Below are 12802 nucleotides of genomic sequence, written 5' to 3'. Positions count from 1 at the left end.
TATTTTTCCGGAAAAGAAGCTTTTTACAACGCAGAAGTGGGCTGCGTATTTTGCGAGTAAAAAGCTTGGAGGTTGCTGTGCATGCGATCGAGCAAGCCACGCAACACATCCTTTTCTTCCTCAGAGAATCCGATGAAACAGTTTTCCTCAATGACGCGTAATACTTCTTTGACATGTTTGGTAGCCATCCGACCTTTGTCGGTAAGATAAACGCGGGAGATACGTTGGTCCCGTTCGTCTGCTCGGCGCTCGACAAGTCCCGATTTGGCCATCCGATTAATCATGACGGTAAGCGTAGCGGGCTTTACCCCGATTTTCCGGGCCAATTCTCTTTGGATCATTCCATCTTTTTCAATCAAGCGCATCAAGAGTATAGGCTGACCGGGATAGACGTCGTATTTTTGAATCAGAAATTCTACATTTTGCCGATGCAATTTCATCACATGCGACGCAGAATGGGTTAATGCGGTTGCATAACTAAACTCCACCAAAGTACCCCCAATTAATTAGTTTGCTAATGAATATTCTGTTAAAGACGTCCGTAAGTTCACACCTTGTCCTATTATACAAAAACGATGCGTCTTCGTCATGAAAATGATTTGCATGTACGAGCTTTGGAAGGATACGCTGCATTCTTTGGAGAAGTAATAATGTCCTTGAAAATCGAATGAACAGGTTAGGTGAGATCAAGATGATCCTGAATGAAAAAATAAAAGCGGCAGTCGTACAATTAACAGGAGTAAACGGAGAAGATCTTGGAATCATCTCCACAAAAGAAGCGCTTCAAATGGCAAAAGAACAGGGAGTGGACCTGGTCTGTCTTTCTTTGGCTTCGAGTCCGCCGCCTTGTCAGTTAGTGAATCGAACGAATTATAAGGAACAGCTAATCAAAGAAAACGCCAAAAACCGAAAAGCAGAAAAAGGCGTAAAAGTAAAAGAAATTCGTCTAAGTGCCTACATCGAAGACCATGATTACGATACGAAAAAAAGACAGGCAGAACGAATTCTTTTATCTGGGGATGCTGTGCAATTGATTGTAAAACTGGAGAAAAAGGAAAATCAGGAAGCCAAGCGATTACTTGAGCAGCTCATCAAAGATCTGAATCATTGTGGAAAACAGGATAAAGGGATTCAAGTAAGCGGCAAGCAGGTAGTTGCCAATCTATTGCCGCTCTAATCAAGAAAAGGGAGTAAGCGCATGCCTTTTACTTTTGCTCATCCGGCTATTGTTCTACCGTTACGCAAATGCAAGTGGTTTTCGTTCTCTGCCCTCGTTTTCGGCAGTATCGCACCCGATTTTGAGTATTTCTTGCGGATGCAGCCATTCAGTGTGTACAGTCACACCATGCCCGGATTGTGGCTGGTTGATTTGCCAATCGCGATCCTATTAGCGTTTTTGTACCAGCACGTGGTCAAAAAGCCGTTGCTTTCACGTTTGCCGGAGTGGATGGGACGAGGGCTCGACTACACAAACAATGGGAGCGGAATGCCAGCGTGGCGAACAGCAATTGTATTTATATACTCCGCGATACTCGGTAGTCTGAGTCATATCGCATGGGATGCCTTCACCCATGACGGTGGTCGTATGGTTGACCACTTTTTGTTCTTGCAACAATCCCTCTTGATCGCTCATTATCAAGTCCCAGTTTACAAACTGCTGCAGCATGGTAGTACCCTTCTCGGCGGGTTGGCCATTTTGTATGTTATTGGACAAAGGGCGCGGAAAAACAGACAGATCGTCATGAGACAAGTACCTGTCTTGGAAAAATGGTTGTTCTGGTTTGGTGTAGGGTTGTTTGGTATCGTGACGGTCTTTTTGCACGCATTCGTGGTAAAAGGAATTTCACCCTTCGTCCATCCTATGCAGCAAGTCGTCCCGTTTCTCTCTGGATCACTGCTTGGAATCGTGGTGCTCTGCTTCGCCTTGGACAGGCTCAGGTTGAAAAAGTAGAATCCCTCAATATGATATGAGGGATTTTATTGTTTCTAAATGGAAAAATCCTCAGACTTCAAATTCATTAAATCATCACGGGTTGGGTCAGGAATTTTCAGCAATCTAACCGCTTGCACACGTATTGCCTTTTCAATATTATTTCGTACATATCTTGCATTACTGAAATTTACTTGAAACGGATCACTCGTTACTGTTATCAGTCTTCTTCTCAGTTTTTCACTTGCTTCAGCAGAGATTCTATACTCCTTGTTCTTTGCCATTACATTTGCAATTTCCATCAACTCATCCACCTCATAATCAGCAAAGTTGATGTGGACGGGAAAACGGGAAGGCAGTCCCGGATTTAACTCAAGAAATGTATCGATTTCATCATTGTACCCGGCAATTATACAAACGAAATCATTGCCAAAGTCCTCAAGGCATTTTGTAAGGCAATCGACAGCCTCTTTTCCAAAATCTTTTTCACCGCCGCGAGCTAATGAGTAAGCCTCATCGATAAATAGGATTCCTCCCATGGCTTTCTTAACAAGATCACGTGTCTTTTGTGCCGTGTGCCCAATGAATTCACCAACGAGATCTGCACGTTCAACTTCAGTTAGATGGCCCTTCGTTAAAACACCCATTTCCTTAAAAATCTTTCCGAAAAGGCGTGCAATTGTTGTTTTCCCAGTACCGGGATTTCCTTTAAAAACCATATGGAATACTTGCTTCTCAACTTTAAGTCCGTGTCGCTCCCTTGCTTTATTCATTTTGATGAGCGCATAAATTTCATAAATCGTTTTCTTGGCTTCCTGTAAGCCAATCAGACTTTCTAGTTCTTCGAAAACAGTTGTTAAATTTGAACTCGACGTGGTGCGCACTATTTCAGGTAAAGTATTTAGCTGCTTAACACTTACTGGTCGATTGAATACAACTTGAATTCGATTATTACTACTTGAAGATTCGAGCACCTCCGTTTGAGGAATAGCTCCTGCTTGCTTCACATGTTTCACCTGCCTTGACCTTCATACAGAAAGTATACTCAGGAACATCGGAAAACCTGCCAATTTTTACGCGAGAGATTGAATAGGAGAAGTCTTTGAAGGGGTTGTTGTGAAAGCCAGAAGATTTCGCATAAATGGGATCAGTAGATAAACGACCATTACTCCGTTAGCGAAGAGTGATGGTCGTTCTGTTTTCATCAAGGAATGCCGTTCAAAATTCTACAATATGATATAATCTTCCAAAACAAAGGACTTTACCAAACCTACAAATTGATTGATTTCATGAAGATCTCCTCAAGGAAGAGGAGGATACCTTGCCTGATGGATATGATGACAAGGAACTTCGCAAAGCAATTAGCAAAGTGATTCCGCTTTTCGTCAAGGAGATTTTCTCAGAGAAAGCGGCAGGTAACCCATGACATATGTTGATTTCAGTTGGCATGCCCCACTGCCGTAACGTTTTGGGCAAAATGTGGTATGATAGTCGTGAAGGGGCGTGAATCGGTGAACGATCTGATCAAAACGCAAGAAACAGCCATACTGGTTGGTTGCTATTTAGATAACCGGGATGAAGAAAGAACCCGTCTTTCCATGGAAGAGTTGCATGAGCTGGCTGATACTGCTGGTGTAGAAGTACTGGACGTCATCACGCAAAATCGGGACAGGGTTGATTCTGCCTGGTATTTGGGGACTGGAAAAATTGATGAAATCGCGCAGAGGGCTGAAGAGCTTGATGTGGACGTCATCATTTTCAATGATGAGTTGTCTCCGAGTCAGACTCGTAATTTGGATAAAGTGTTTGATTGCAAAGTGATTGATCGCACGCAGCTCATTTTGGATATTTTCGCAGGACGTGCACAGTCGCGTGAAGGGAAAATCCAGGTAGAGCTGGCGCAGTACAACTACTTGCTGCCGCGGCTTGCCGGGCAAGGGAAACAGCTTTCCCGACTCGGAGGCGGTATCGGTACACGCGGCCCAGGTGAAACCAAGCTGGAAAGTGACCGACGTCATATTCGCAAGCGCATCAGTGAACTTAAGCAGCAATTAGAGGATACTGTTCGGACGAGACAATTGCATCGGGAACGTCGGAAGAAAAACAACGTGTTCCAGATTGCGTTGGTCGGTTATACAAACGCCGGGAAGTCGACGATCCTCAACAAGCTTACGAATGCAAACACGCTGCAGGAAGACAAACTGTTTGCCACTTTGGACCCGACGACCAGGCAATTGGAGTTGCCGAGCGGACTGGATGTGCTATTGACGGATACGGTTGGCTTTATTCAAGACTTGCCAACGAGTCTGGTTGCTGCATTCCGTTCGACGCTGGAAGGTGTAAAGGAAGCAGACCTCATCCTGCATGTGGTGGATAGTCATCACCCTGATTTCCAAGTACACATGGAAGTCGTAGACAAGATCTTGCGCGAGCTAAAAGCAGAAGAAATTCCGCAGCTAGTCGTTTTCAACAAGGCAGACATGCTTGCAGAAGGCTCTTATTTGCCGCGTGCAGAAGAATCGATTTTGATTTCTGCCATGCGGGATGATGACCTGAAGCAACTGCTCACCCGGATTGAGTCATTTGCGCTGCAATCCTTTAATGAAATGAAGCTGCGCGTTCCTGTCGAGCGCGGAGATATTCTCTCCCTCCTGCATCGGGATGGGGTAGAGATGGAACAAGAGTTTAATGAAGAGGAAGCGGCCTACTTGATCACCGTCCGTGTGAACAAGGAAAATCCGATATACGGAAAGATTGTTCCTTTCCTCCTGGATAAACCAGAGACTGTTGAAGAGAGTTGGTAAGTAACAGATGTTTTCATATTTTTCCCATGGAGAAAAGCTTCGTCCCCTCGTGATGGAGGTGGAAGCGACGATCTCAGAGAGACATCGTCAAATTTCCGCTTTGGTGGATACGAATCAACTGAAAGTATTGCGTTCCTTCCAAAAGCACGAGGTCAATGAATTTCATTTTTCAACATCCACAGGATATGGCTACGATGATTCTGGACGGGCAACGTTAGAATCGATTTACGCCGAAGTATTCGGTGGAGAAGCGGCTTTGGTGCGCAACCATATCATCTCGGGTACACATGCGATTGCGATTTCTTTGTTTGGCATTCTTCGTCCGGGCGACGATCTTCTCTATATTACGGGCAAACCGTACGATACGCTTGAAGAGGTAGTAGGTGTGCGCGGCGAAGGGCAAGGTTCGCTCAAGGATTACGGCATCGGTTATAGCTACGTGCCTTTGACACTAGAAGGAGAAATTGATTTTGTGGCAGTTGCACAAGCGATTTCGCCTAAGACGAAGGTCATTGGGATTCAACGTTCGCGAGGCTATGCAGACCGTCCTTCTTTCACCATCGCGAAAATCCAAGAGATGATTCGGGTTGTAAAAGAAATCAAGCCTGATCTGATCGTATTTGTAGACAACTGCTACGGAGAGTTCACGGAGGAGCAGGAGCCATTGCACGTAGGTGCAGACATCATGGCTGGCTCTCTCATCAAAAACCCGGGTGGCGGCTTGGTCAAAACAGGCGGTTATATAGTAGGACGCGAGGATTTGGTTCAGCTTGCTTCGTATCGGATGGCAGCACCGGGAATTGGCGCAGAGGGGGGCGCATCGCTCTACTCGCTACTGGAGATGTTCCAAGGCTTTTTCTTGGCTCCACATGTCGTGGGAGAAGCTCTCAAGGGAGCGGTATTCTCTTCGGCAATGCTGGAGCGTTTGGGCTTCAAAACAAATCCACTGTGGCATGAGCCGCGAACCGACCTGATTCAATCCGTGGAATTCGGCAGTGCTGAACGACTGATCACGTTTTGCCAAGGGATACAAAAAGCAGCACCAGTCGATTCACACGTTACTCCGTATCCAAGCGAAATGCCTGGATACGCTGATCCTGTGATTATGGCAGCCGGTACGTTTATTCAAGGGGCGAGTATCGAATTCTCGGCAGATGGTCCGATTCGTCCACCTTACTTGGGCTTCGTTCAAGGCGGTTTGACGTACTCGCACGTAAAAGTGGGGATTTTGACAGCGTTGAATGGGATGCTGGAAAAAGGCTTACTCGAAATACCTGGTGAATAGGATAAAAGTGCAAGGAATGGACGGCATTCTCTGGATGATGGGGGATGTCGTTTTTTATGTAAAAAAACTGTACATAACTTTCTATGTAATATTATCTAACATCTATTGACAGGGATTTTGTTATAAAATAGAATAAGACTAAGAAATACGAAACAGGAGGGACAAGTCATGAGTGATGACCTTCGCCGGAATATGGCCCTCTTTCCCATTGGGATCGTCATGAAACTGACGGATCTCACTGCGAGGCAAATCCGTTATTACGAACAAAACGACCTGATTCAGCCCGCCCGCACAGAAGGGAAGCAGAGGCTCTTTTCTTTCAACGACGTAGATCGCTTGTTGGAGATCAAGGCTCTGATTGAAAAAGGACTGAATATTGCAGGGATCAAGCAAGTCCTGCAAATGCAAGAGCCTGCTATGGAACAAACAGAGATTACCACCACGTCCGAAGAGAAACGCAAGGACATGTCCGACAAAGAGCTGCATCAGCTCCTAAGGCAGCAGATTATGTATCGCGATGCCACTCGCCATGGCGAGGGTGCATTGATACGTGGAGAGCTTTCCCGCTTCTTCCACTAGATAGAAAGCCGAAATAGAGACTGGAGGAGAGAAATGTGAGCAAGTTTACAAGAGAAGACATCATGCGCATGGCCAAAGAAGAGGACGTAAGGTATATTCGACTGCAGTTTACCGACCTGATGGGGATCATTAAAAACGTAGAAATCCCGCTGTCCCAATTGCCAAAAGCACTCGATGGCAAAATGATGTTTGATGGTTCTTCCATCGAAGGCTTCGTTCGCATCGAGGAGTCCGACATGTACCTGGTGCCTGATCTGGATACATGGGTTGTATTCCCGTGGGGCAATGAGTTTGGTAAAATTGCACGTCTGATCTGTGATATCCACATGCCAGATGGCTCTCCGTTCGAAGGAGACCCGCGCTACATCCTGAAGCGTGCCTTGAAAGAAGCCGAAGAAATGGGCTTCACAGCTTTCAACGTAGGTCCAGAGCCTGAGTTTTTCCTGTTCAAGCTGGACGCAAAAGGTGAGCCTACGCTGGATTTGAACGACCAAGGCGGATACTTCGACTTTGCTCCACTCGACTCCGGTGAAAACTGCCGCCGTGATATCGTATTGACGCTGGAAAAAATGGGCTTTGAAGTGGAAGCATCTCACCACGAGGTAGCTCCTGGTCAACACGAAATCGACTTCAAGTATGCAAATGCACTCCAAGCCGCTGACCAAATCTTGACGTTCAAACTGGTTGTTAAAACCATCGCGCAAAAGCATGGTCTGCATGCGACCTTCATGCCAAAACCGCTGTACGGTGTAGCTGGTTCCGGTATGCACGCGAACCAATCGCTGTTCCGTGGGAAAGAAAATGCTTTCTATGACGAGTCCGATGTAATGGGACTGAGCCAAACAGCGAAGCATTACCTGGCAGGTATTTTGCAACATGCGCGCAGCTTTACTGCGATCACGAACCCGCTCGTAAACTCCTACAAGCGTTTGGTTCCTGGTTACGAGGCTCCTTGCTACGTAGCGTGGTCTGCGAAAAACCGCTCTCCATTGATCCGTATCCCTGCTTCCAGAGGTTTGAGCACGCGTATTGAAGTGCGCAGCCCAGACCCTGCAACGAACCCATACTTGGCGTTGGCAGTGATGCTGAAAGCTGGTTTGGACGGAATCAAAAACAAGCTTACACCACCACCTGCTATCGATCGCAACATCTACGTGATGACCGAGCAAGACCGCGAAGCAAACGGAATCGAGAACTTGCCTGCTACTTTGAAGGAAGCAATCGAGTGCCTGAAAGCAGATCCGGTGATTTGTGAAGCATTGGGCGAGCATGCATTGGTACACTTTATTGAAGCGAAAGAAATTGAGTGGGATATGTTCCGCACACGCGTTCACGATTGGGAGCGCGAGCAATACATGACTGCTTACTAATAAGCGAAACCCCTTGTGCCTGTAGGTGCGAGGGGTTTTTTCTATTTGGTGGGTGCGGCTGTAAAAATCGTTTCACCCACAAACGCACCCACAAATCACCCACAAATTACTCATAAATTTTCTCCATATGGTCTTCAAATTTTCTCATGTTGTCGCTTTCGATTTTTTTAGAAATATGGGCATACACATCTGCGGTAATTTGCATGCTGCCATGACCTAGACGCTCCTGGATGTATTTCATATCTGCACCGGTTTCCATGAGCAAGACTGCATGTGTATGTCTTAATGAGTGGATAGGCATTGAGGGAATGTTCACTTTTTTTAACGTTCGTGAAAATGCGTTAAACAGAGAGGATTTTGGTATAAAGTTTCCATCTTTCCTGCACAATACTAGATTTAGATCATGGTGGTAGAGTTCCCCGAATCCTAATTTGTTTTGGTTCTGGTAGGATAAGTGATGCTTCAGATCATTGACTAGTGATTGACTAATTTTGATTGTTCTATTCGAGTTAAATGTCTTAGTATCACCAAAAAGCTCGTTTTTATTTTTTGCTCCGAAGTCGAGAGTCTTATTAATGCTAATCGTATATTTTTTAAAGTCTATGTCTGTCCACTGTAAAGCAGCTGCTTCACCTTTTCGCATACCTGTTTCAATTAATACTTTGAAGAATATCCAGTAGATGTAATCGTATTGGCGGGTTGCCTGTAAAAATTTTGGGATATCATTTGATTCCATAAATTTAATACCATCATTTTGGGACTGACCTTTGATTGTAACCCCTAAGCACGGGTTTTTTTCGATTTTAGCTAATGTTACTGCTTTTTCCATAGCGTTATTCATAGTTGTGTGGACGATTTCTACAGATCGTTTGCTGTAGTTATTCTCTGTAAGTTGGTTTAAAAATTCTTGATACATAATAGGTTTTACGTCTCTAAGCATGATGTTTTTAAAGTGTGGGAGAATATGGTTTTCGATATTTCTTCTGTGCAATTCGTAAGTGTTTTTGCGTACAGTCTCCTTTTTATATTCCTCAAGCCAGACCGTTAAATAATTCTTTAGCATCATATCGCCTTGTTCATATTGTTCTAGTAGTCTCTTTTGGTGTTCAGCTGCTGCTAGCTGTGCTTCCTTTTTAGTTGCGAAGCCACGTTTGGACTTTTCTTTGTGTTTCTGTGTAAAGGGGTCTTTATACCGAAATCGATATTCCCACTTTCCCTCGAACTTTCTGAAACTTGCCATGTAATCAACTCCTTTAATCGAATTCAAAAAAGCGCATCCAGCTGGGTGCGTTTTATTTGTTGTCAGGAATGTGTTCAATGATGTCTTCAATGCGGCAATTTAAGTGATTGCATATCTTGTCCAAAACATCCATAGCTACAAACTCGTCTTTTCCCATTTTTGCTACTGTTGCCCCTGATAGAAACTCCCGTAACTCCCCTTTTTTTATTTCTCTCTCGATCATAAGTTTCCATAGAGGCTTGTAACTAAAAGCCATATAAATGCACCTCCTTATTAGATGTATTATAAAACAAAAGTTTTACTAAGTAAATTTATGTTCGCGTTCACAAACAAAGTTATTGACGACTAGCAAGTTATGGATAATAATATGTTTAACTGCAAGGGGTACCGCCAACAAAATGCGGACTAAGCCCCGTTTGATCAAAAAAGGGCCGGTATCCTGTACGCTAAGGATTACCGGCTATTCCTGTTATGGCTACTTCATTTGTGTTCCCACAGTGGTTTGATTTAGGGCCGAACGGAGACCATGAACTAAAAACTTTCATCTAATAAGAAAGATTAACCTCTGTCCATTAATGATAAATATTTATGTACAACGGCTTGAGCGAGACAAGTTGATGAATCAATAAAGGCAATATCATTGGATTTTTTATCTGTAACAACATTTAAATCTGTACATGCAATGATAGCGGTATCAATCGTTTCAGCTAATTCTGAATAGAATTCATCCCATAATAGAAGGGACTCATCGATTTGACCTTGTTTAATCTTTGCTATTATTTGATTCACGCAGGTTTGCCAACGATCTTGATGTGAAAAATCGTAACCTTCTCTTACTAAAGCATCTTGAAATATTCCAGACTGAACCGTTGGATTGGTGGCTAAAAGAGCTACCTTTTTTGAGTTTTTTGGTATTTCCCTTATTGTTTCATCAATCATGTTTAATATGGGAACTGAAACTGAGTTGTTTATTTGGTTAAAATAGATATGTGCCGTATTACATGGGATGGCAATAAAATCAACATCTGTTTTTTCAAGTCTGCGAGCCCCATTAATAATTGCCATTTCCATGTCCGTATGGTTGAGAGGTTTATCAATGTAGAAAGGCGTTGGACATGAATAAATCATCATGTGAGGGAAATCAATGTCATTTATTGCTCCATATATCTTTTGGCACTGGTCTACAACTTTATCTACAAATGGCCCAGTAGATTTTGGACCCATTCCTGCTAATATTCCAATCATAGTTGTACCTCCTAAAATAATGTCACCATCTTCTCTATAACTTTAACATAAGTATCCAATTTCCTTCTATGTGCTTAAGTACATCATGCATAACTGGCCCGACGAGCAGGCAACTCAAATCTTGCGACGTTGTTGGGAGGCGATGGCTCCTGGCGGTCGGGTGCTCATCATGGACCCAGTTCTCCCTCCAGGAGATACGCCACTAAATTAATGGATGTCCTTTGCATGGCGATCTACGAAGAGGTCGAGAACGTACGGAAGAGGAATTTCGCCGATTGCTGGCTGGGGCTGATTTACGGTTTAATCGCGTCATCGATACCGGTTGCTATGTTTCGATCGTAGAAGCTGTGGCCAACTGAGACTCGAATCCAGGAGACTTCCCAAGACGATCAGCCTTTCACAAGGCCCACTTACCATGTTCTCGGCGGGATGTCCTACGAAAAAACTACTGCAAACATTGAATTGTTCTGTACAGAAGCGGAAGCACAGGCTGCAGGATATCGGAAGGCAAAAACGTAGTGGTAAACAACCCGTCTCCACATTAAAAGGAAACGGGTTTTCATTAGTACATGTCTAGCTAAACATATAGATGAGTTTATAAGCTACATGCGTGTTCTTGTTTTGTTCGCATATAATACAAACAAACGTTCTAGTTTCTTCGGGGTGGTTACTTTGGCCTTGTCTGACATCGAGCGGAAGGTATTAAGAGTGATCGGCAACTATTCGGCAGGGAGGCGCAGAACTCCAACAGTAGACTAACTGTGTATTAAGACAGGTCGAACTCGCGGTGGCATATTGGAAATTTTAGAGGTCCTTGCAAAAGAGGAATACATTGAGTGGAAGAGATCGGAACCCGACAACATCGAAGTAATTACATCGTGGGAGCGAAAGGAACGATAACAATGGCGAAGAAAATCGATAACTTGTTTGCATCAATGCGGATGGTGTTGCCAGAACACAGAACGGAGCTTCTCAAACACAACGAAGAGCGCAACCTAATTAAGCGCCCGGAAGTCGACGACGATGATTTCGGGGAGATGTGTTTTCGCATCTATGACAGCACGCAATACGACTACGCCATCACCGTGAAATGGTTCGTACCGAAAAAAGGCGAGCTTGAAATGATAGAGGAAGCATGGGGGGGGAGTGCGTGAGATTGACGCAAGACCCAAACAATTCAAACTGGTGAGCGATTGGGCAGCAGATTGGATCGATGTAAAGAACCTCGTCAGAGTAGTGAAATGATTGTAAATAAATGGGCATTTAAAAAACAAAGGAGGCATGTTGTTTAGACACATCCCCTTTGTTTTTTTTAATTGTTTTGAAGTTGTTTTTTTCTAAATGTAAGTGCTAAGTCAATTAACAGTCCAAACAAGAAGTAAGTAATGACGTGCAGTAAATACCCAGTAGGAAGAATGGTACTATTAGCATCCTGATGTACTTCAATTATCCAATGTTTGAATGGTTCGATATAAACAATTTCATTGAGGATAGGATTTGTTATCGAAAGCAAGATGTGTTTTTCATCATTCCCTAAAAAATCGAAAAGGCAAATCAAAATACTGACCAAAGTTAGCCAAAAACTAAACTTTTTAAGCAGGGTCATTTTGTTCACTCTCCTAAATATGGGGTGCTAGTTATTATTATATACCAAATATATTGAAAGTAATGTCATTTTATGGTAAAAATAATAAAATACTATTTAAGGGAGAAATGTAAGTGTTTACCAAGAAAAGTTCGACTATCCTGCTTCTCTTTATTATGATTTTTACTTTATGTACATCTGTTAGTTTTGCGGCCGAAGCGAAACCGCTAGCCGATGATCCAGGTGTCTTTTACCCCGGTACATACACTAAAGCAAAGCCAGGTGATATGTTAGTTTCTAACTCTACCTCATCCAAAGGATTGACAGGACATGCTGCAATTGTAACTGATAATTTAACTGTCGTGCATATAGGAGGAATCGGTGAGAATCCAGAAGAGATATCCCTTTCCAGATTTTTTAAACGCTATGATAATAGCGTGAAAGTAATTCGATATACTAGTAGCCGAGATGCAAAAAAAGCTGGTGAATGGGCTAGAACATATGCAGAGGAATATTCAGATGCAAAGTACGATTTAGCAGTTAAATTAAGTGGATTTACCCGCACCTATTGCTCGAAAATAGTCTGGCAAGCCTATTACAACGGAGCAGACGTTAATTTAGGGAATAAAAGACCGAACAGCACACAGTTATTCGAACCTTACGCTATTTTAGATCTTGACGACACTCGTGAAGTTGAGGAAACTGGAAACTGGTAATTAAATTACTGACAATTGACATTAAGTAGACTTTATTCTAGCTGCATA

The 12802-nt window shown here is 43.5% G+C and carries 15 protein-coding genes; 9 read left to right on the top strand and 6 right to left on the bottom strand.

The features are described 5' to 3' along the window. Positions 1–23: 23 nt before the first annotated feature. The gene (locus FO446_RS16725; RefSeq protein ID WP_217366854.1) at positions 24–491 is read right to left on the bottom strand and encodes a MarR family winged helix-turn-helix transcriptional regulator; all 468 of its coding nucleotides are present in this window, start codon (positions 489–491) and stop codon (positions 24–26) included. Between the two features lie 200 nt (positions 492–691). On the opposite strand from FO446_RS16725, the gene infC reads away from it, so the two are divergent. Next, entirely contained in the window at positions 692–1177 is a 486-nt protein-coding gene (gene infC, locus FO446_RS16720) for a translation initiation factor IF-3 (RefSeq protein WP_173607939.1), read from the top strand. A gap of 21 nt (positions 1178–1198) precedes the next feature. After that, a complete protein-coding gene (locus tag FO446_RS16715; RefSeq protein WP_237898555.1) occupies positions 1199–1951 on the top strand; it encodes a DUF4184 family protein in 753 nt (250 codons plus the stop codon). A 35-nt stretch (positions 1952–1986) separates the two neighbouring features. Here the strand turns inward: FO446_RS16715 and FO446_RS16710 are convergent, their stop codons facing one another. Next, positions 1987–2937: an AAA family ATPase gene (locus FO446_RS16710; RefSeq protein ID WP_237898553.1), complete on the bottom strand. Its 951-nt coding sequence runs from the start codon at positions 2935–2937 to the stop codon at positions 1987–1989. A gap of 504 nt (positions 2938–3441) precedes the next feature. Here FO446_RS16710 and hflX point away from each other — a divergent pair. From hflX to glnA, 4 genes are all read left to right on the top strand, one after another. Beyond that, positions 3442–4734, top strand: a complete 1293-nt coding sequence (gene hflX / locus FO446_RS16705) for a GTPase HflX (protein WP_173607936.1) — start codon at positions 3442–3444, stop codon at positions 4732–4734. Between the two features lie 7 nt (positions 4735–4741). Then, entirely contained in the window at positions 4742–6019 is a 1278-nt protein-coding gene (locus FO446_RS16700) for a methionine gamma-lyase family protein (protein WP_232773052.1), read from the top strand. 168 nt (positions 6020–6187) lie between these two features. Next, on the top strand, positions 6188–6598 hold the full coding sequence (locus FO446_RS16695; RefSeq protein ID WP_015891641.1) for a MerR family transcriptional regulator: 411 nt from the start codon (positions 6188–6190) through the stop codon (positions 6596–6598). A gap of 35 nt (positions 6599–6633) precedes the next feature. Beyond that, positions 6634–7968: a type I glutamate--ammonia ligase gene (gene glnA, locus FO446_RS16690; RefSeq protein ID WP_047067708.1), complete on the top strand. Its 1335-nt coding sequence runs from the start codon at positions 6634–6636 to the stop codon at positions 7966–7968. 106 nt (positions 7969–8074) lie between these two features. On the opposite strand, the gene FO446_RS16685 is transcribed toward glnA, so the two are convergent. The 3 genes from FO446_RS16685 to FO446_RS16675 form a co-directional block, all read right to left on the bottom strand. Continuing rightward, positions 8075–9208, bottom strand: a complete 1134-nt coding sequence (locus FO446_RS16685; protein ID WP_221869132.1) for a site-specific integrase — start codon at positions 9206–9208, stop codon at positions 8075–8077. A gap of 52 nt (positions 9209–9260) precedes the next feature. Further along, positions 9261–9464 carry a helix-turn-helix domain-containing protein gene (locus FO446_RS16680; protein ID WP_173607934.1) on the bottom strand — a complete coding sequence of 68 codons (204 nt, stop codon included), beginning with the start codon at positions 9462–9464 and terminating at the stop codon, positions 9261–9263. Between the two features lie 302 nt (positions 9465–9766). Continuing rightward, entirely contained in the window at positions 9767–10453 is a 687-nt protein-coding gene (locus FO446_RS16675; protein WP_173607933.1) for an aspartate/glutamate racemase family protein, read from the bottom strand. A gap of 70 nt (positions 10454–10523) precedes the next feature. Between FO446_RS16675 and FO446_RS29105 the strand changes: the two genes are divergently transcribed. Both FO446_RS29105 and FO446_RS16665 read left to right on the top strand, forming a co-directional pair. Then, complete coding sequence (locus FO446_RS29105) at positions 10524–10664, top strand: methyltransferase (protein ID WP_370648024.1); 141 nt, start codon at positions 10524–10526, stop codon at positions 10662–10664. A gap of 625 nt (positions 10665–11289) precedes the next feature. Beyond that, positions 11290–11607, top strand: coding sequence for a YolD-like family protein (locus tag FO446_RS16665; RefSeq protein WP_237898551.1), 318 nt, complete (start codon positions 11290–11292; stop codon positions 11605–11607). 158 nt (positions 11608–11765) lie between these two features. On the opposite strand, the gene FO446_RS16660 is transcribed toward FO446_RS16665, so the two are convergent. Then, a complete protein-coding gene (locus tag FO446_RS16660; protein WP_173607931.1) occupies positions 11766–12059 on the bottom strand; it encodes a hypothetical protein in 294 nt (97 codons plus the stop codon). A gap of 113 nt (positions 12060–12172) precedes the next feature. Here FO446_RS16660 and FO446_RS16655 point away from each other — a divergent pair, with 113 nt between their 5' ends. After that, positions 12173–12754: a YiiX/YebB-like N1pC/P60 family cysteine hydrolase gene (locus FO446_RS16655; protein WP_221869131.1), complete on the top strand. Its 582-nt coding sequence runs from the start codon at positions 12173–12175 to the stop codon at positions 12752–12754. The last annotated feature ends 48 nt before the right edge of the window (positions 12755–12802 follow it).

The organism is Brevibacillus brevis, assembly GCF_022026395.1.
In the GTDB taxonomy this organism is placed as follows: domain Bacteria; phylum Bacillota; class Bacilli; order Brevibacillales; family Brevibacillaceae; genus Brevibacillus.
The sequence above is the reverse complement of the archived record's forward strand: the minus strand, read 5'-3'. Positions and strand labels throughout refer to the sequence as shown.